General features: G+C 70.6%; 18 protein-coding genes and 1 pseudogene. 8 read left to right on the top strand and 11 right to left on the bottom strand.

Annotated features, from left to right (window positions below; genetic code table 11):
- Positions 1–3: 3 nt before the first annotated feature.
- From AB0H37_RS23945 to AB0H37_RS23930, 4 genes are all read right to left on the bottom strand, one after another.
- The gene (locus AB0H37_RS23945) at positions 4–750 is read right to left on the bottom strand and encodes a DUF6069 family protein (protein WP_360615247.1); all 747 of its coding nucleotides are present in this window, start codon (positions 748–750) and stop codon (positions 4–6) included.
- 5 nt (positions 751–755) lie between these two features.
- Positions 756–1,754 (bottom strand): RNA polymerase subunit sigma-70, encoded by a 999-nt coding sequence (locus AB0H37_RS23940; RefSeq protein WP_360615245.1) that lies wholly within the window; start codon positions 1,752–1,754, stop codon positions 756–758.
- A gap of 325 nt (positions 1,755–2,079) precedes the next feature.
- Positions 2,080–3,453: an FAD-binding oxidoreductase gene (locus tag AB0H37_RS23935; RefSeq protein WP_360615243.1), complete on the bottom strand. Its 1,374-nt coding sequence runs from the start codon at positions 3,451–3,453 to the stop codon at positions 2,080–2,082.
- Positions 3,450–4,298 (bottom strand): alpha/beta hydrolase, encoded by an 849-nt coding sequence (locus tag AB0H37_RS23930; RefSeq protein WP_360615241.1) that lies wholly within the window; start codon positions 4,296–4,298, stop codon positions 3,450–3,452. The genes AB0H37_RS23935 and AB0H37_RS23930 overlap by 4 nt, the downstream gene beginning before the upstream one ends.
- Before the next feature lie 50 nt (positions 4,299–4,348).
- On the opposite strand from AB0H37_RS23930, the gene AB0H37_RS23925 reads away from it, so the two are divergent.
- On the top strand, positions 4,349–4,891 hold the full coding sequence (locus tag AB0H37_RS23925; protein ID WP_329090634.1) for a MarR family winged helix-turn-helix transcriptional regulator: 543 nt from the start codon (positions 4,349–4,351) through the stop codon (positions 4,889–4,891).
- A gap of 135 nt (positions 4,892–5,026) precedes the next feature.
- Here the strand turns inward: AB0H37_RS23925 and AB0H37_RS23920 are convergent.
- A pseudogene (locus tag AB0H37_RS23920) lies at positions 5,027–5,212 on the bottom strand (IS5/IS1182 family transposase); the annotation flags it as partial.
- A 134-nt stretch (positions 5,213–5,346) separates the two neighbouring features.
- Between AB0H37_RS23920 and AB0H37_RS23915 the strand changes: the two are divergent.
- Positions 5,347–6,441, top strand: coding sequence for a TIGR03857 family LLM class F420-dependent oxidoreductase (locus AB0H37_RS23915; RefSeq protein WP_360615239.1), 1,095 nt, complete (start codon positions 5,347–5,349; stop codon positions 6,439–6,441).
- A complete protein-coding gene (locus AB0H37_RS23910; RefSeq protein ID WP_360615237.1) occupies positions 6,438–7,469 on the top strand; it encodes a phosphotransferase in 1,032 nt (343 codons plus the stop codon). Before AB0H37_RS23915 ends, AB0H37_RS23910 begins: the two co-directional genes overlap by 4 nt.
- Before the next feature lie 26 nt (positions 7,470–7,495).
- On the opposite strand, the gene AB0H37_RS23905 is transcribed toward AB0H37_RS23910, so the two are convergent.
- Complete coding sequence (locus tag AB0H37_RS23905) at positions 7,496–8,083, bottom strand: GNAT family protein (RefSeq protein ID WP_360615235.1); 588 nt, start codon at positions 8,081–8,083, stop codon at positions 7,496–7,498.
- A gap of 289 nt (positions 8,084–8,372) precedes the next feature.
- Between AB0H37_RS23905 and AB0H37_RS23900 the strand changes: the two genes are divergently transcribed.
- On the top strand, positions 8,373–8,693 hold the full coding sequence (locus tag AB0H37_RS23900; protein WP_360615234.1) for a hypothetical protein: 321 nt from the start codon (positions 8,373–8,375) through the stop codon (positions 8,691–8,693).
- 405 nt (positions 8,694–9,098) lie between these two features.
- On the opposite strand, the gene AB0H37_RS23895 is transcribed toward AB0H37_RS23900, so the two are convergent.
- On the bottom strand, positions 9,099–9,746 hold the full coding sequence (locus tag AB0H37_RS23895) for a nitroreductase family protein (protein ID WP_329090645.1): 648 nt from the start codon (positions 9,744–9,746) through the stop codon (positions 9,099–9,101).
- Positions 9,747–9,754: 8 nt separating this feature from the next.
- On the bottom strand, positions 9,755–10,996 hold the full coding sequence (locus tag AB0H37_RS23890) for an MFS transporter (RefSeq protein WP_360615410.1): 1,242 nt from the start codon (positions 10,994–10,996) through the stop codon (positions 9,755–9,757).
- 138 nt (positions 10,997–11,134) lie between these two features.
- On the opposite strand from AB0H37_RS23890, the gene AB0H37_RS23885 reads away from it, so the two are divergent.
- Positions 11,135–11,584, top strand: a complete 450-nt coding sequence (locus tag AB0H37_RS23885; RefSeq protein ID WP_329090647.1) for a MarR family transcriptional regulator — start codon at positions 11,135–11,137, stop codon at positions 11,582–11,584.
- 130 nt (positions 11,585–11,714) lie between these two features.
- Here AB0H37_RS23885 and AB0H37_RS23880 read toward each other — a convergent pair whose 3' ends face one another.
- On the bottom strand, positions 11,715–12,617 hold the full coding sequence (locus AB0H37_RS23880) for a LysR family transcriptional regulator (protein WP_360615231.1): 903 nt from the start codon (positions 12,615–12,617) through the stop codon (positions 11,715–11,717).
- Between the two features lie 188 nt (positions 12,618–12,805).
- On the opposite strand from AB0H37_RS23880, the gene AB0H37_RS23875 reads away from it, so the two are divergent.
- Positions 12,806–13,111 (top strand): DUF1330 domain-containing protein, encoded by a 306-nt coding sequence (locus tag AB0H37_RS23875; RefSeq protein WP_329090650.1) that lies wholly within the window; start codon positions 12,806–12,808, stop codon positions 13,109–13,111.
- A 208-nt stretch (positions 13,112–13,319) separates the two neighbouring features.
- Positions 13,320–14,201 (top strand): PhzF family phenazine biosynthesis isomerase, encoded by an 882-nt coding sequence (locus tag AB0H37_RS23870; RefSeq protein WP_360615229.1) that lies wholly within the window; start codon positions 13,320–13,322, stop codon positions 14,199–14,201.
- 75 nt (positions 14,202–14,276) lie between these two features.
- On the opposite strand, the gene AB0H37_RS23865 is transcribed toward AB0H37_RS23870, so the two are convergent.
- The gene (locus AB0H37_RS23865; RefSeq protein WP_329090654.1) at positions 14,277–14,411 is read right to left on the bottom strand and encodes a hypothetical protein; all 135 of its coding nucleotides are present in this window, start codon (positions 14,409–14,411) and stop codon (positions 14,277–14,279) included.
- A 313-nt stretch (positions 14,412–14,724) separates the two neighbouring features.
- Here AB0H37_RS23865 and AB0H37_RS23860 point away from each other — a divergent pair, with 313 nt between their 5' ends.
- Complete coding sequence (locus AB0H37_RS23860; RefSeq protein ID WP_329090657.1) at positions 14,725–16,041, top strand: MFS transporter; 1,317 nt, start codon at positions 14,725–14,727, stop codon at positions 16,039–16,041.
- A gap of 325 nt (positions 16,042–16,366) precedes the next feature.
- Here AB0H37_RS23860 and AB0H37_RS23855 read toward each other — a convergent pair whose 3' ends face one another.
- On the bottom strand, positions 16,367–17,626 hold the full coding sequence (locus AB0H37_RS23855; RefSeq protein ID WP_360615226.1) for a site-specific integrase: 1,260 nt from the start codon (positions 17,624–17,626) through the stop codon (positions 16,367–16,369).
- Between the last annotated feature and the right edge of the window lie 20 nt (positions 17,627–17,646).

Raw genomic sequence — 17,646 nt, 5'->3', positions numbered from 1 at the left:
TCGTCAATCGGTCCGGGTGCGGAGGCTCCGCGCCAGGGTGGGGATCATCACCGTCGCAGGGACGAGGTGCAGCCCGAGGAGGGCGATGGTGGTGGCGGTGTCTGCCCCGGAGAACAAGGGCGGGGCCAGCGAGATCGCGGTCAGCGGCACTGCCGTCCACACGAATCGCGAGGCGGGGCGAGCGCTCCAATGAAGAAGAGCGACGGCGAGGACGACGCCCACGACCGAGAAGAAGCCGGTCACCACGGCGAACCCGGACAACGGGATCGACTCGCCACCATCGGGGACCTCGAAGTCGACGCCGACGGCCTGGGCAAGCGCAGCGGCGAGAGTGGTGGCCACCGTCGCTGCGAGTGTGGCGACAAAGCCGGTGCCGACGGGCCTGCGGAGTCGTTGGGTGTGGCTGATTCGGCCCGATGCCGGGCCTGCGACGACCCCGCTGTTATTGATCCTGTTCATGTCATCCTCCAACGTTCGGTGATTGGGGTAGGGGTGGGTTGACTGCCATGTGACGGTCCTGGCCCTGGGGGTTACGATGCGTACCCTCGCCGTGCGACGGTCGGGGTTGCGCAGGGCGCGGACGCCGGTGCCGCGGAGCCAGAACCCGGCGTCGCGTCCCAGGACCGGCCCGAGCTCGCCGCCGCGCAGTTCCAGCTGCACCCGCCCGCGGGTGACGACGCCGAACGCGTCACACCACTGGGCAGCGGCCACCGCGACACGCGCGCCACCGCGCAGCGCGAGCGTCCACACCGGGACTACTTCGCCCCGTCCGCCGGCAGGCGCTCCGGCAGCCCGAGCCGCGGGAACTGGTCGTCGTGGAACGTGACGATCTCGGTGATCGCCCCGCCGGTGATGCGCAGGACGTCGATCGTCAGCGGCAGGTACGCGCCCTCCCGCTCCCGCCAGAGGTAGAAGGCGATGGCGGGCTGCCGGTTCACGGAGGTTCGGACGGCGCGCAGGCCCTCCATGCCCTCGAAGCCGTCCTCGACCCAGTCGTTCACTACCGCGTCGCGGCCGACGTACAGGCCCGGCGTGGGCGGCATCGAGCACCGGACGTCGTCCCGCAGCAGTGCGGCGAGCCCGTCGATGTCCGTGGCCACACTGGCGTCGGTGAAGCGGCGCACCACCTCGCGGGTCCCGGCGTCCTGCTCGCCGCCGGTCCAGTCCTGCCGCTCGGCGGGCAGGTGCTCCCGCATGCCGGCGCGGGCCCGCTGCAGCGCGCTGTTCACGGAGTTGACGGAGTCCCCGAGGAGCTCCGCGACCTCCCTCGCCGGCCAGCCGAGCACGTCCCGCAGGATCAGCACGGCCCGCGGGCGCGGCGCGAGGTGCTGGACTGCGACCACATACGCCAGCTCGATCGTCTCCCGCGCGACGGCGACGCTCTCCGGCTCGTCCGCGTCGCCCGCGGGCAGTTCGTCGAGCAGCCGGTCCGGGTAGGGCTGCAGCCACAGCACCTCACCGCCGGTCGCGGGCTCCGGGCGGTGCTTGGCGAGCAGGTCCAGGCAGGCGTTGGTGGCGATCCGGTACAGCCACGCCCGGAACGTCGACCGCCCCTCGAAGGTCTCCCGCCGCCGCCAGGCGCGCAGGAACGTCTCCTGCACGGTGTCCTCGGCGTCCTCGAACGACCCGAGCATCCGGTAGCAGTGCACGTGCAGCTCCCGCCGGTGCCGCTCCGCCAGCCCCGAGAACTCCGGCTCGTCGACCTCGCCCAGACCGCTCACGTCCAGCTCCTCCAGCCGCGTGTCCGCACTCATCACGTCATCCCTTCCCATCTCGTCGTGTCCCGTCATAGGTGTGACGGGTGCGGGCGCCACAACTCATCACCAGGGCCGGTCGGCACGGTTGAGCGTTTCATCCCTGGTAGGTCGGGTTTCGACGTGGTGAGAACGAACATGGCCTGCGCCACTGGGGTCGTCCGGGAGGGCTGCAGCGCAGCTTGGTCAGGATTTTCCAGGTCTGGAGGACCGCGAGGGCGCGGGCTGCCGTCCCTTCCACGGTGGCCTCCGCGAGGACCGGGCCTGGCAATCTCGCGTTGACGGAGGTGTCACCGGCCGCAAACCTGGTTCATGAGTTGCCCCCTCAACCCCGGATCGGCCCTCCTGCGGGCGGGATGTTGTGGTTGAGACGGAAGATGTTCTCCGGGTCGTAGACGGCTTTGAGGTCGGTCAGCCGCTGGTAGTCCGTGGCGTTGTAGGCGGAGCGCACCTGCGTGGCGGCGTCCTCGCCGTTCATGAAGTTGAGGAACCGGCCGCCGGTGCTCCACGGCGCGATCGCCTCGAACATGCGCGCGTGCGCCGGCCGGATCTGGGTGATGTCGGCGCGTTCCAGCCGGGACACCACGTTGAACAGGTAGCGCGCATCGCGGTTGCCGACGGCATTCGCCACGGCGGGCGGGTGGGCGAGCCTGCCGCCGAGGTGGCGCAGTTCGACGACGTGCGGCACGGGCGCATGGGGGCCTGCCAGGTCGAGGACGGCTTGCACGGCGGTGGCGTCGAGTTCGCCGAGCATGGCCGTGTCCGACTCGACCGCGCCCGGTGCGACGGGGTCGTTGTAGATCGACCCGGCTTCGGCGTAGGCCAGCTCACCGAGGGTGTCGCTCATCGGGCCGATGGCCCGCAGCGGCGCCACCAGGCGCTCACCGGCTCCGGGGTCGCCGGGCGCGAAGGCGATGCGGATATGGACGGTGTGACGGCCGCGCAACGGCTCCGGGATCGCTGGAACGTCGGGTAGGGAGATCAGCGCGACCGAGGAGTTCATCGCCTCCGGCATGGTGGCGGCCCATTGCAGGTAGGTGCCGAGCACATCGGCGGCCTTCTGGACGGGAAAGACCAGTGCTCCGCCATACAGCGTGGTGACCGGCATCAGACCGATCTCCATTCCGGTCACCACGCCGAAGTTGTCCCGGCCGCCGCGCAGTGCCCAGAACAGGTCCGGCTCACGGTCCCGGGTGACGTGCCGCAGGCGGCCGTCCGCCGTGACGACATCCAGGCCGCGCACGTGGTCGGCGGCGTAACCGAAGCTCCGGGACAGCAGGGCCAGGCCACCGCCGAGGGTGTAGGACACCGCGCCCACGCGCGGGGCGGAGCCGGACAGGGGTGCCAGGCCGGCCGGTGCCGCCCTCTCGATCACCTGATCCCAACGCGTTCCCGCGGCCACCCACGCGGTGCCGGCATCGGCGTCCACCCGGACGGCGCTCATCCGCGCCGTGGTGATCAGCACTCCGCCCTCGGCGGCGACGGCGGCCGAGGCATGCCCCGTGCCCTGCACCGCCACCGGGAGCCCGCGACCGCTCGCATACGTCACCGCCGCCTGCACGTCGGCGGGTCCGGCGGCGCCCACCACCAGGTCGGGACGATGCCGGCGGGCGGTCTGCCAACCGGCGCGTTCCGCGTCGTACCCCTCGTCGCGGGGCGCGAGTACCGGCCCCATCACCTGATCGGCCAGCCGGTTCATGACTCGTCCTTCTCTCCGCCGAGCCGAGTGGCCAGGAACCGGCCGGCACGCTCCAGCGCCGCTGCCGCCTCGGCCGATTCGTCGTCCAGCTGGAACACATGCGGTTGACGCGGAGCCACCTCCAACGTCACCGCGACCTCGTCGGCCCCGGCGCGTCCGGCCAGCCGGACGGCGTCGTCCAGCAGGAGCTCGTTCGAGCCGACCTGGATCAGCACGGGTGGCAGCCCGGTGAGATCGGCGAAGACCGGGCTCAGCTCGGGCGCCGACCTGTCACTGCCGGCGGCGTACTGGTCGAAGAGCCACGCGAGATCGGCCGGAGCGAAGAACGGGTCCACCCCGTCCTTGGACCGCATGCTCGCGCCGCCGAGGGTCAGATCGACCGCCGGCGAGAACAGGACCGCCGCCGCCGGCATCGGCAGGCCGGCGTCCCGGGCGCGCATCATGGTGACGACGGCCAGAGCGGCACCGGCCGAGTCGCCCGCGACCACCAACCGCTGCGGATCGACACCGGAGTCCAGCAGCTCGCGGTAGGCCGCCAGGCAGTCATCGGGCGCGGCCGGGAACGCATGCTCGGGCGCCAGCCGGTAGTCGAGCGAGACCGCCCGGCCGTCCAGGTGCCGCAGCAGCGCGGCCGTGACGTGGGCGGTGACGCGCGCCGACCCGACCACGAACCCTCCGCCGTGGAGATACAGCAGCACGTCCTCGCCCGCCGCGCCGGGCGTCGTGGTCCGCAGCCGCAGTGCCGGCCGCCCGCCGAGTGTCGTCGCCGACGAGGCGACATCCGCAGGCAAGGGCCGGGTGAACATCGCCGCGAACTGCTCGCGCCGTTCGGCAATGTCGAGCATCTCGTCCTCCAGAATTTTGTCAAGCTACCTGACAGTCAGGTGACCTTACCATGCTGCCTGATACTGTCAAGCGGCCTGACGAACTCGCCCGGAAGAAGGACCGCCCGCCGATGACGACGCGCTCGAACTACGGGAGCGGCAACCCGAAGCTGCCGCTCCCCACCCTGCTCACACAGGTCAGGGACATTGCGCTCGAGGGACTTCACCAGCAGCTGGCCGACGAGGGGTTCGAGGGGATCCGGTACGTCCACGGCTCGGTCTTCCGGCACATCGACACCGAAGGCTCGCGGCTGACCACGCTCGCCGAACGCTCCGGACTCACCAAGCAGGCGATCGGCGAACTTGTCGGCGACCTGGAGGATCACGGTTACCTCGAGCGGGTCGCCGACGAGGCCGACCGCCGCGCGAAGATCATCCGGCTCACCGACCAAGGCAGGATGGCCCAGGCCGCAGCCGCCCGGATCCTCGCGGACGTCGAGCAGCGATGGTCGCGGCACCTCGGCAAGGACCAGGTCACCACGCTGCGGCGGGCTCTGGAACAGGTCATCGCCCTCGAAGCGGAGAGCAGTGCGACAGTGTCTCCCCCGAAGTAGGCCGTGCCGGCACGGCGCCGGGTGTACTGCGCCGGGGGACGGGCGGGACGCCGGGTCGGCGTGCCGCTGCGACCTCGGCATCGACACGATCCCCAGACCGCAGCCCGCCGCACCAACGGCGCCAAGGGCCCCGCAGAGGTCGTGCGCCGAGCCGGGAAGTACAGCCGACGCCCAGATGAGGCGTCCGGCCGCACCCGCGAACACCTGCACCTTCATCCCGCACCGTCGCCGCTTTCCGCAGCAACACGGCATCTGATCGTGCACGCGGCCGATCGGGATCAGCGTGCCGTCGAGGATGAGGAAGGCCGGCATCCGGATCCTGGCCGGTGCCATCCGCCACCGTTCCCGCGCTCGTGTGGCGGCGCCGAGAGGCAGGAGTTCTCGACCTGGACAGGCTTTCGGACAGGTGTCCATCTCGGGTACGGTCGAGGCCCGGCGGAGGCGAGGAGGCCACGGTGGACGACCTGCCAGAGCTCGGTTGCTATGGACTGGCCGGGCATTCGGGAGCCCCACGTGACCTGCTCGGCGAGGTCGCCGAGGCCGAGGCCATGGGGCTCGGCTCGGTGTTCCTGTCGGAGCGCTTCAACACCAAGGACGCGGCGGTGCTGGCGGGAGCCGCCGCGGCGGCCGGCACTCGGATCGGCATCGCCACCGCGGCCACGAACCACAACACCCGCCACCCCCTGGTCACCGCGACGTTCGCCACGACGATGCACCGGATGACCGGCGGGCGGTTCGCGCTCGGTCTGGGCCGGGGCTTCGACATGCTCTTCGACGTGATGGGCCTGCGCCGCGTCACCCAGGCCCAGCTCGACGACTTCATCGGCATCATGCGCCGGTTGTGGCGGGGAGAGGCGGTCGTCGGGCATGACGGTCCCGCCGGAAGCTATCCGTACCTCAGCCAGGACTCCACCTTCCGCGAAGACATCCCGATCATGCTCATGGCGATGGGCGAGCGCTCGCTGGAGTTCGCCGGCCGGGTCGCCGACGGGGTCGTCCTGCACACCTTCTTCACCGACCAGACCCTGGCCCGTGCGGTGTCCTCGATCCACCGGGGCGCCGCGGCGGCGGGCCGCGACCCCGCCTCGGTCCGGGTGTGGTCGGTCCTGGCCACGGTCGGCGACCATCTGGACGAGGAGGCCCGCCTGCGCAAGCTCGCCGGCCGCCTGGCCACCTACCTGCAGGGGTACGGGGACCTGCTGGTCCGGGTCAACCGCTGGGATCCGGCCGACCTGGCCCGTTTCCGCGCCGATGACCTGGTCGACGGCTACCCCGGAGCCTTCGACGCGCTCGCGACGCCGGACGAACTCCGCCACCTGGCCGGGTTGCTTCCCCCGACATGGCTGGAGGCGGCGGCGACCGGCTCTCCCGAACAGTGCGCGCGACGCGTCCTCGCCCAGTTCGACGCCGGCGCCGACAGCGTCGTCCTCCACGGCGCAACCCCCGCCGAGCTGGCCCCGATCCTCGACGCCTACCGGGCGCTGCGACCCGCTGACCGGTTCGAGGGACTCCCCCGCAACCCGGGCCGTGCCACTGCGGGGGACGCGTGACCAGCGGCGAACCTGCCCGGCTCAACGCCGCCTGGCTGAGCGAGGTGCTCGGCGCAACGGTGACCGACGTCCGGTGGCGGCCGGTCGGGACGGGGCAGATGAGCGGCTGCTTCCGAGGCGAACTGACCGGGGACGGGGTTCCGGCACGACTGGTGGCCAAACTCCCGGCGGCCGACCAGGCCACACGGGAGATGCTCAAGGGCATCTACCGGACGGAGGTGCGGTTCTACCTCGACCTGGCCTCGACGGTGGCCGTGCGCACCCCGGCCTGCCGGTACGGGATGCTCACCGAGGACGCCACCGACTTCGTCCTGCTCCTGGAGGACCTGCACCCCGGCGCGCAGGGCGACCAGCTCGCCGGCTGCACCGCAGCCGAGGCGCTGGACTGCGTGGTCAACCTGGCCGGGCTGCACGGTCCCCGCTGGTGCGACCCGGCCCTGCTGGACCTGGACTGGCTGCACCGCACCGGCCCGGACGACGGTGACGGGGTGACGGACGTGCTGCGCCCGGCCACCGAGATCTTCATCGACCGCTTCGCGAGCCGGCTGGCCGCCGAGGACAAGGCGACCCTGCGGGACGTCGCCGTCCACGCCGGACCGTGGATCACGGCACGACCGGAGCGCTTCGCCCTCGTCCACGGCGACTACCGGCTCGACAACATCATCTTCGCGGACGGCGGCGGAGCCGGCGTCGCCGCGGTCGACTGGCAGACCCTCACCGTCGGCCTGCCCGCCCGCGATCTGGCCTACTTCCTGGGCACCGGCCTCACCGTCGCAGACCGCCGAGCCCACGAGCGCGATCTGGTAGCCGCCTACCACCGCGCTCTGGCCGGCCACGGCGTGACCGGCTACTCCCCTGAGCAGTGCTGGGACGACTACGCCTTCGCCTTCCTTCAAGGCCCCCTGATCACCGTGCTCGGCTGCGCCTACGGCGCCCCCACCGAACGCGGCGACGAAATGTTCCTTGCCATGGCCGCCCGTTCCTGCGCCGCGATCCGCGATCACGGCTCCCTCACCAAGGTGCCCTGACCCGTCCGCCGAGGCGGAACGCGCCCTCACCCTGGTGGATTCGACGGGCTGATCGCTGCACGGTGGCGGCGCTTCGCCGTGACTCCCGGTGTTGGGGTAGGGCCGGTCAACTGGTCGGCCAGGAGGTCCATGAGGAGACCGTCGTGCCAGGTGCCGTCGGTGTCGCGTTCGTACTGGCGCATGACACCGACCGGGCGGAAGCCGACCTTTTCGTAGCAGTGGATGGCGGCGGTGTTGGAGGCGGCCGGGTCGATGGTGATCCGGTGGTGGTCGTGGTCGTCGAACAGGTGCCTGGCGAGGGTGCGGATGGCATCGGGGCCCAGGCCGCGCCCATGCACGGACGGGTCGAGGTAGATGTCGATGCCGGCGTGCCGGTAGTCGGGGTCCTGTTCGGCGTGCCACTGGATCAGGCCGACGCTACGGCCCTCGTGCTCGATGACCAGCTTCCCGGTGTCGGGTTCGGCGAGCTCGCGGGCCACTTCGGCGGCCAGGTCGGGGCCGCCCCGCCACCACCGGCGGACCTCCGGCGTCGCGCGGACCGCCGCCAACGCGGGCACGTCGGCCACCGTCGCGGGCCGCAGCGTCACCGACTCACCGTGAAGGGTCTCGTGCATGGCCCGACGATATCCGCAGCACCGCCCACCGGCACCTCAGGCCACGGCAGGCTAATCCGACCGTCCCGGTTGCCTGTTCAGCCCGCACGGCCCGTTCGCGCTGCTCAGTCTCTGCCGCCCCGGGCGGCGTCGCGGACGGCTCGCAAGTCCTCACCCGCGCTGCCGACAGCAGTCCCAGGCACCACCGGGCTTGGGTGTTCATACAGTGAGGATCATCTCTGGCTGGATGTTCATATATTTCTTAGGGGCTGATACGCGTGCTTTTGTGGACGAAATTACCGCTCGCGCAGTGATCTCGAAGGAGAAGCCGATGCCACCGGCCGATGCCCCTGGGGGGATCATCGATCTCTGGGAGCCCACAGCGGTTCACCATCTCACCGACAAGCACATGGTCAGCGTGCTCGGCGCGGAACTGAGAGTGCACGGCTGCCGTCCCGCCGAGCGCGGTGGCGACTTCTATGTCTTGGAAGCGGCCAAAGACGAGGCATCCCCGCATGGTGGCACGGCGGTGGGGCTCGTGGTCATCGAGGTGGATCGCAACCAGTTGGTGAATGCCCGCTTGAGCAGCGATGACTCGTTCGCCGGTCCGCGGCCGCGCCCGAGCGGCTGATCTGATCGCGATCGCTGAACGTGGCGCTGACCACGCTGCGACACGCGGCGGACTCACGCGACCGCCGTGCGGGCCCTGGCCGAGACCCCACGCCCCGGACCTGAACCCCACCTGACACCAGCCCCCGAATGTTTGTGGCCGAGCGCCGCCCCAGCCGAGCGCGGGGCGGCGCTTCGCCGTTTCAGCGCCGCGGTGTAGGAGGCGTGGACGGAGACCCACACGGGTTCCGCTGCGGTGCTGTGCGGCAAGGAGGGCCCCGCCCGGTGGAGGTCATCAACGACCTGGACGGCGTGGTCGCCCACTGCTTCGCCGCGCTCCGCGACCCGGGCGAGGCGCCCGCGGCAGGCAGTCCTGGTCCGCGGCCTCTGCGGCTTGTGTCAGGCGCTCGGCCCGGCGGTCGGGCGCTCACCATCGCTCCCAGTGCAGGACCTGGTCGCGTGGGATGCGGGGCGCGGGTTTGAAGTCGGTGCCGATCGTGTAGGCGAGCGGGATGAACGCGGCGAGCATGACCTCGTCGTAGGGGACGCCCAGTGTGGCGGCGAGTTCGCGTTCGAGGGGTCCTTGGGCGGTGGTCCAGGTGGTGCCGAGGCCGCGGGCGCGGGCGGCGAGCATGAAGCTCCAGGTCGCGGGCAGGATGGATCCCCATGTGCCGGATTGGACGGCCGCCGACGCGTGATCGGTGCGTCCTTCGATGGCGGGGATGACGAACGCCGGGACGCGGTGGATGTTGTCGGTCAGGTGCCGTAGCCCATCGAACACGCCCTGGGTGGAGCGCGGAGCATGGTTCATGCGCCGGATGTCGTGTTCGTTCAGTGGTTGCCCCTCGGCGGCGGCGAGCGCGCGGAGGAAGATGTCGCCCACCTTGCGGCGCAGGCGCGGCTCGGTCACCACGATGAAGTGCCAGCGTTGCCGGTTGCGTCCGGTGGGCGCCTGGGTGGCCAGGTCGATGCACTCTTCGATGAGTCTGCGCGGGACGGGACGGTCGAGGTCGAGCCGCTTGCGGACGGCTCGGGTGGTGGACAGCAGTTCGTCGGGGGTCAGGTCGAGGGTCATCGTGGTCCTCAAGCTCGGGTGGAGGTCGGTGCGGTGCGCGTCGGCTCGGGTGCCGCAGGTTCGGCACGAACGCGCAGGCCGAGATAGGCGATGAACGCGCCGAGAAGCGAGAAGGCCCCAGCGCTCAGGAACGCCGCTCGGTAGCCGTCCAGCGGGGATGCCGGGATGGCCATCACGGCCGCCAGCACCGCTACGCCGATGCCGGCCCCGACCTGGACGGCCGAGGTGACCAGGCCGGAGGCCAGGCCCTGACGGTCGTCGGGCAGGCTCCCGACGGCGGCGATGTTGAGGCTGGGGAACGACAGGCCGTTGCCCACCCCGTGCACGATGAGCGCGGGCAGCAGCACGGTCGCATAGTCACCGGACGCGCCCGCCCGCAGGAACAGCAGGATCCCGGCGCCTTGGACGAGCAGCCCGAGCGCGGCGGTGCGCCGCAGACCCCAGCGCCCGATCAGCCGTCCGGCGAGGTTGGCGGTCACGACGATGGCCAACCCCATCGGGACGATGCCCAGTCCGGTGGCCAGCGCCGAGTACCCCAGCACGCCCTGCAGGTAGAGGACGGCCACGAACTGCCAGCCGATCGTCGCGCAGGCCCAGGCCAGCGCGGCCAGGTTCGCGGAGGTGAGCCGTCCTGAACGGAACACGCCCAGCGGGACGAGCGGATCCCGCCGGCGCCGCTCGATCGCCACGAACCCGCCGAGCAGCAGGAACGCCGCCCCGCCGGCAAGCCAGTTCGTTTCGGTGAGCGCGTAGACCAGCAGCAGGACACCGCCGGTGACAGTGCCGGCGCCTGCCGCGTCGAATCCGGTGCGCGGGCCGTCGGTGCGTCCGACCGGGATCACCCTGGGTGCGACGGCCAGCACGAGCAGCGCGACGGGCACCGGCAGGAAGAACACCAGGCGCCAGTTCACCTGCGTGAGCAGCCCGGAGGCGATCAGCCCGGCGCTGTAACCGGTGGCCCCGGTCGAGAGCAGCCCGCCCGCCAGGCTCGCGGCCGCGAACACCGTCAGTGACGCCAGGAACATCCGGCGCCGTCCGAACAGGTCGGCCAGTCTCCCACCGAGCAGCAGGAACCCACCGTAGGCGACCGCGTAGCCGGACATCAGCCATTGCAACGTGCTGTCGGGCAGTGCCAGCTCGGTGCCGATGGCCGGCAACGCCACGCCCACCAGCGACAGGTCCATCGAGTCCAGGAACACCGCCGTGCACAACAGAATCAAGGCCGCCGTCGCCCGGCGGTCGGAACGCATCACCACAACACTCCATCTTTGAGCAGATTATCTGTCGGCAGACGATCGTGACCGTATGACCGTAAATGATCTGCTGTCAAACAATCGCCCGAAAGATGGTTCTGGTAGTCTCAGGCAGGTCGACAGAGCAGGAGACCCATGGCGTCCAAGACCGCCCGTCCGGCGTACTTTCCGGCACTCGCGGCCGAACGTCCCGACATCGCGATGTGCCGCGCCTCGGCGTACCTGGCCCGCGCCGCCGACGCCCACGCCACCCGGCACGGCCTCGGCGTCGGTCAGCATCTGGTGCTGAAGATGCTCGACACCGTCGGCCCCTGCTCCCAGCAGATGCTCAGCGAGGAACTGCGCATCGACCGCAGCGTCATGGTGAACGTGTGCGACGACCTGGAGCAGTCCGGGTTCGTCCGCCGCGAACGCAACCCCGAAGACCGCCGCTCCTACGCCGTCACCCTCACCGACGAGGGCCGCGGACGCCTCGCCGAGGCCGAGAGCACCGTCTCCTCCTACCTGGACGAAACATTCGCCCCCCTCACCACGAGCGAACGCGCCCAGCTCACCGCCCTCATCAGCAAGCTCATGCAGCTCTGATCCCAGGGGAGGCGCGGTCGCGGGTTCGGACATTCGGCAAGACAGCCGTCGTCATCACCGCGAAGTCCGCCGGGCGCAAGGTCTTCAGCCTCGCCACCGCAGACGTCCGTCTCGCTTGACCTCTTGCGCGTCAGTCCGACAGCCAGTGCAGCTCGTGCGCCAGGGTTTTGGCGACGGCGCGGATGCGGCGGTGTAGTGGCGACTGCTCGCGTGGGAGAACCAGGTGGAGCGTCAGGCTGGGCGCGCCCCGCAGCGGTCGCCAGGTGAGACCGGCCGGTGACACCGTGACCGCGGCTTCTCCGGCCGGGGCGAGGGTGACCCCGTCGCGCAGGTCGCGCTGAGACATGTCGAAAGAGACTGCGGGCGTGTGGAATCGGGGGTGTGGCCGGGTGTCTCGGAACAGTGCGGACAGCTGATCGTGGATCACGGGGTTGGCCGCACGGTCCGGGAGTCGCAGCGGATACGCGGCCGCGTCGGCGATCTCGATCTCCGGGTGTTCGGCCAGCGGATGGTGCTGCGCCAGCTGCACCCCGACGCGTTGACGCCGCAGGAGGAACCGGCGCACGCCACGGCCCGGCTGTTCACCGCGGGTGATCCCGGCATCGATGCGGCCGTCGGCGACCGCGGGGGAGATCTCCGGTGTCGCCATCGGGACCGCGCCGACCTCGAGTCCGCTGTTGCCGCGAATCAGCCTGTCCACCAGGGCCGGTGCCGTCTCGGCCCCGGCGCTGAGGCTGTATCCGATGCGCAGCGTGCCCAGTTCACCGGCCGCCGCGCTCCGGGCGGTGTCCCATGCCCGGTCCAGCGCCGCCAGCGCGGGCGGCGCGGACTCCGCCAAAGCCGCACCGGCCGTGGTCAATGCGACGCTACGCGTGTTGCGGACCAGCAGGGCGGTACCGAGTTCCGCCTCCAATCGGCGCATCCGGGCGCTGAGTGCGGGCTGTGCGATACCGATCCGTGCGGCCGCGCGGGTGAAGTTCAACTCCTGCGCCAGCACCAGGAAGTACCGCAGGCTCACCGTATCCGGCGCCACGTGCCCTCCCTGCCGATTGATAACGATCCGTTCTGATTCTATCCCGTACCGGTCTTTCCCTCGACCGCATATCAAGCCCTAACCTGCGCATATGACGATTCAGCCGGCCGCAGTACCGGTCGCCGGGATCGATCGATCTGAGTGTCAGTTCGAAGTCGGACGTGTCCGGCCGAACACAGGAGGTTTCCATGGCCAAGGGCTACTGGGTCAGTGTCTACCCCGCCATTTCCGACCCTGAGAGGCTGACTGCCTACGACAAGCTGGCCGGTCCGGCCGTCCAGGCTGGGGGCGGGCGGGTCCTGTCCCTCCTCCCGTCCCGTGGCGGTCGAGTCGTCGCCCACGAGGCCGGAATCACGCAACGCGTCGTTCTGATCGAGTTCGACAGCTTTGAACAGGCCGTCGCGGCATACGAGAGCGAGGCATACCAGAAGGCGCTGGTGGCCCTCCCCGACGGCGTCGAGCGCGACTTCCGCATCATCGAAGGCATCGACTGACCGGCGGGCCCAGCCATTGCTGAGCATCCGTCACCTGATACGCACGCCACCGGCGGTGCGGTCATCATCCACTGTCCGGTGCAGGACGGCACCGGCTGAGGCAGGCCGGTACGCTCCGGGACGCGTTCGGTCGGCCGTTACGGCCAGGTCCGGCTACGGCGGACGCCGTTCGCGGTTGCCGGTTCGTTGAGCGTCAAAGGGTGGGCCGATGTCCTGGCCGGATGTCACGGTGGTTGATGCGTGCGTGCGACGCGACGGCCGGGGCGGCAGCCCCACGGCCGTCACCGACGACGACCCGGCGGCGACGGACGCGGACCGGCGTGCGGTCGCTGCTGCGGCCGGCACCTCGCACGCGGCGTTTCTCGGCCCGGGGCGGACGCCGGACGGTGGCCGGCCGGTCCGGTTCTTCACCGCCACCGCCGAACTGTCCGGCTGCGGCCACGGCACCGTTGCCGCGCAGGCCGTCCGGTTGACCCGCACCGCGCTGGGCGAGCTGAACGACCGCCAACACACCGGCGGGCGCACGTTCGACACCGTCGCGATCCGCCGCCCCGCCGGCATCGAGGTGTGGTTCGACCAGGGCCTCGTCGCGCTGCGTCACCCGGCACCGGACGAGCACGCCGCGATCGTCGCCGCGCTCGGGCTCACCGCGGACGACCCGCATCCGACCGACGCGCCACGGATCGCCGCGCCCGGCGCACCACGCATGCTGGTACCGGTCCACGACCGGTCGGCGCTGCTCCGAGTCCGCCCACACCTCGGCAGGCTGACAGCGGCGTGCCGGCGGTACGGGCTTCTCGGCTGTTTCGTGTACGCACCGCCGGTGGGCGACCAACCCGGTGCGGCGCGGATGTTCGCGCCGGCGATCGGTGTCGACGAAGACGTCGCCAACGCCAACAGCACCGGCTGCCTGGCCGCCCACGTGCTCGACACGACAGGGGCACAGACGGTCGCGATCGTGGTAGAGCAGGGTGACACCCTCGGTCGACCGGCCAGCGTGCTCGCTTCGGCCCGACGCGGGCCGGCGGGCATCACGACCCGGGTCGGCGGGTTGGCGGTGGTCCGCGACGGACACCGAGGCGACAACTAGACCGTCCTCTTCTGCGATCCGCGCATGGGCTGGGGCTGTCCGCTGCGGTCAAGCGTTGGCACCCGGTGGCGGCCGTCAGCGGAACGCGGTGTCAGGTGCCTTGTCCTCGTTGCCGACCGTGATCGTCCGGAACCCGTAGACGTCCCGGACCTGCTTGCGGTGGTACTCGATCACGAAGCCGACCCTTCCGGTCTTGGGCGCCGTCGACATGGCCCTGTGGAGACGCCATCGCACTGGCTGCCCCGCCGCCCCTAGCGGCAACTCACCGATGCCGAGCTGGCCACCACCGCGTGGGTGGAGCGGTACAGCACCACCCGCCTGCACGGAGAGATCGGCCACATCCCACCCCGCGAACACAAGACCAACTACTACCAGCAACACCAAAACCAGCAGGTCACCGCCGCATTTTGAGGCTCCACCGCCCCGAGGCGGTTCATCTTGCTTTGCCGTCCGCTGGCCGGACGGTCCTTGCCGTGGCGTTCAAAGGCGCCACGGCGAGACCACACAAACGAAAGGAACGACAATGTCCGACGTTTCGGGCACGGGTGGAGCCGACTCCACAGGAGGGGGCCCGCCAGGCAGCGATCCTCAAGCGGCTCAGCAGGACCTCAACCTGTTCCGCTCGCTGCGCAACCACCGCAACTACCGGCTGCTCATGCCAGGTCAGGGCATCTCCAGTATCGGCGCTTGGATGCAGATGACTGCCCAGGACTGGCTGGTGCTGGACCTGACGCACGGCAGTGGCACCGCAGTCGGCATCACGGCCGGCCTGCAGATACTGCCGGCGCTGCTGTTCAGCTTGTACGGCAGTGTCCTGGCCGACAGGTACCCCAAGCGGCGCGTCCTCATGGTCAGCCAGGCGGTGATGGGCACGCTCGCGCTGGTGCTCGGCCTGCTCACTGTTGCCGGCTCCGTCAGCGTGTGGAATGTGTACGCTCTGGCGTTCGGCCTCGGCCTGGCCGTAACGGTGGACAGCCCGGCCCGGATGGCGTTCACCTTCGAGGTGGTGGGACCCCGTGACGTGTCCAATGCCATCGGCCTGAACAACGCGCTGTTCAACACAACGATGATTCTCGGCCCGGCCGTCGCCGGCGTACTGATCGCCGCCGTCGGCACCGGTCCGGTTTTCCTCATCAACGCCGCGTCGTTCGGCGCCATGGAAATCGGGCTCTACCTCATGCGTGAGGACGAGCTGTACGTCAAGGATCCGGTGCCACGGGCAAAGGGCCAGTTGCGCGAGGGCCTGCGCTACGTCCGGGAGCGCCGCGACCTGGTCATGCTGATGACCATCATGCTGTTCGTCTCCGCGTTCGGCATGAACTTCGCGGTGACCGATGCCCTGATGAGCCGAGAGGTCTTCCACACCGGAGCCTCGTCATTCGGCCTCGTCTCGGCGATGATGGCCGTCGGCGGGCTGGTCGGCTCGCTGCTCTCCGCCCGCCGGAGGCAGCCGAGTATGCGGGGCATGCTGGCCGCAGCGGCAGTCTTCGGGGTGCTGGTAACCGCGACCGGACTGATGCCGGACTATTGGGCGTTCGCGGCCATGCAGCTGCCGACGGGCATGGCGTTGATGACGTTCACCACAACGGCCTACTCGCTCACGCAGCTGAGCGCTCCGGAGGAGATGCGCGGCAGGGTGATGGGTCTGTACCTGCTGGTGATCACCGGGAGCGCCCTGGTCGGCTATCCCCTGATCGGCTGGCTGGCCGAGATCTTCGGGCCGCGTTCGACCCTGATCATCGGCGGCCTCGCTTCCCTGGCCTCAGTGGTGGCCACCGTCGCCTTCATGGCGCCGGCTGCCGCAGGGCTGCTCGCACGCGGAACAGCACCGCGGCCCTGAACAACACAGTCGGCACACAGTGCCGGCTCAGCTCACACTCAACGAGTGCTCCAACCAAGGGCCCGGCGTCAGCCGGGCCCTGCTCATTTGGGCGGACTGCTCCCGAACGCGGCCCGCGCACGCGGGGATGGCTCGTCGGACACGGAACAGCGTTGGTCCGACGATAGGTCGGCCCCGTGCACGCGGGGATGATTCGGTCAACGCCCTGAGACCTAAGCCATCGTGGAGTCGGCCCCGCGCGCCGGAGGGATAGTGGCGTGGATGGACCACCTCCTGGCGGCCAGCGCGGGCCGAAGAGCAGTGCGATGGCTTCGTGGTCGGCTGATCAGTGGATGGTCTGCTCCGGGAGGTCGGGGTGGAGCCAGTGGGGCAACAGGTCGGCCAGGAGTCGGTCGCCGGTGCTGGCGAGTTCGGCGTTCTTTTTGGCTTTCGAGCGGCGGATCCAGTAGCGCAGGGTGGTCTTAGGGTCCTTGTGGTTGGCGTAGATCATGACGTGGTGCAGGCCGGCCATGACGCGTTCTTCGCCGCCAGCCTGCTCCAGCGCGTCGAGCAGGTGAGTGATCCGGGAGGCGCGCCACACGTGCGGGGTGAGGTCGTCGGCGCCAAGCACGCCGGCGGCGCGACCCAGCCGGGTGCTGATGCGGACGGCGTCGTGCCGGTCCAGGCGCCGCCCGGCGGCGTCGAGCAGCAGCGGGCCCATCGTGCGGCCGCCCAGGTAGGCGCGCAGCAGCCCGGCCAGCGCCGGCGGGATCTCCAGGTCCCGGACCTGGTGCCCCTTCCGCCGCACCCGCAGGAAGGTGCGATCACCGGAAGTCTGCAGGTCCTCCACATCGGCCGCGCAGATCTCGCTGACCCGGCCGGCCACCACGTACAACAGTGTGACCAGCGCCAGGTCGCGCAACTGCGCGCGGTCCGAGCCGGAGTGCGGCTCGGGCGCATCAGGCGAGGCTTCAGGAGGCGCGGCGGCCCATGCGGTGGACCGGGCGGCGGCGAACACCGCGGCGACCTCGTCCTCCTCCAGGATCGGGGTCGCGGTGGAGGGGTCCTCCTCGTCGATGACCGGGCGGACGTCCTCGCTGACCGGGTTGGGGGGTGGCGGGTCCAGCACCCCGGCGGCGTAGGCGTGCAGACTGGAGAGCGTCTTGACGTAGCGGGCGATGCTGCGCGGCGTGAGCGGGTGCACGGCGCGGCTGGTGACCCGGGCCCGCCACATCTGCAGGTGAGCGGTGCTCAGGCACCCGACGAAGAAGCGGTCGTGGCCGAGCTCGCGGGCCAACGGCGCCCAGACCGTCAGCAGGTCGTCACAGTAGCCGCGCCGGGTGGCCACCGAGGTCCGCCTGGCTGACGACAGCCACCCGACCACCACCGGCAGAGTGGCCGGGTCCAACACCTCCGCCAGCATGTGCAGCCGCCGCTGGTAGACCCGTTGCTTTCGGATGCGGCCGCCCGGTTGCGGGGAATCGGCCCACCCCACGCACCGCTCCCCCAGGTCGGCGTCCAGCGCGTTGAGCGCGTCGTGAAGCAGCGGCGGCACAGCGACCGCGGGTACCGACCGGCCCGCAGCGATCAGTCCGGCATCGGGCATCGGCGGGCTCCTCCTCGGGG

Source organism: Actinomadura sp. NPDC023710, assembly GCF_040639875.1.
In the GTDB taxonomy this organism is placed as follows: Bacteria; Actinomycetota; Actinomycetes; order Streptosporangiales; family Streptosporangiaceae; genus Spirillospora; species Spirillospora citrea.
The sequence above is the reverse complement of the archived record's forward strand: the minus strand, read 5'-3'. Positions and strand labels throughout refer to the sequence as shown.

Coding starts and splice junctions, on each gene's coding strand:
- AB0H37_RS23940 (WP_360615245.1), bottom strand. CDS start 1,754: ATGAGTGCGGACACGCGGCTGGAGGAGCTGGACGTGAGCGGTCTGGGC.
- AB0H37_RS23935 (WP_360615243.1), bottom strand. CDS start 3,453: ATGAACCGGCTGGCCGATCAGGTGATGGGGCCGGTACTCGCGCCCCGC.
- AB0H37_RS23930 (WP_360615241.1), bottom strand. CDS start 4,298: ATGCTCGACATTGCCGAACGGCGCGAGCAGTTCGCGGCGATGTTCACC.
- AB0H37_RS23925 (WP_329090634.1), top strand. CDS start 4,349: ATGCTGCCTGATACTGTCAAGCGGCCTGACGAACTCGCCCGGAAGAAG.
- AB0H37_RS23905 (WP_360615235.1), bottom strand. CDS start 8,083: ATGCACGAGACCCTTCACGGTGAGTCGGTGACGCTGCGGCCCGCGACG.
- AB0H37_RS23895 (WP_329090645.1), bottom strand. CDS start 9,746: ATGACCCTCGACCTGACCCCCGACGAACTGCTGTCCACCACCCGAGCC.
- AB0H37_RS23890 (WP_360615410.1), bottom strand. CDS start 10,996: ATGCGTTCCGACCGCCGGGCGACGGCGGCCTTGATTCTGTTGTGCACG.
- AB0H37_RS23885 (WP_329090647.1), top strand. CDS start 11,135: ATGGCGTCCAAGACCGCCCGTCCGGCGTACTTTCCGGCACTCGCGGCC.
- AB0H37_RS23875 (WP_329090650.1), top strand. CDS start 12,806: ATGGCCAAGGGCTACTGGGTCAGTGTCTACCCCGCCATTTCCGACCCT.
- AB0H37_RS23870 (WP_360615229.1), top strand. CDS start 13,320: ATGTCCTGGCCGGATGTCACGGTGGTTGATGCGTGCGTGCGACGCGAC.
- AB0H37_RS23865 (WP_329090654.1), bottom strand. CDS start 14,411: ATGTCGACGGCGCCCAAGACCGGAAGGGTCGGCTTCGTGATCGAGTAC.
- AB0H37_RS23860 (WP_329090657.1), top strand. CDS start 14,725: ATGTCCGACGTTTCGGGCACGGGTGGAGCCGACTCCACAGGAGGGGGC.
- AB0H37_RS23855 (WP_360615226.1), bottom strand. CDS start 17,626: ATGCCCGATGCCGGACTGATCGCTGCGGGCCGGTCGGTACCCGCGGTC.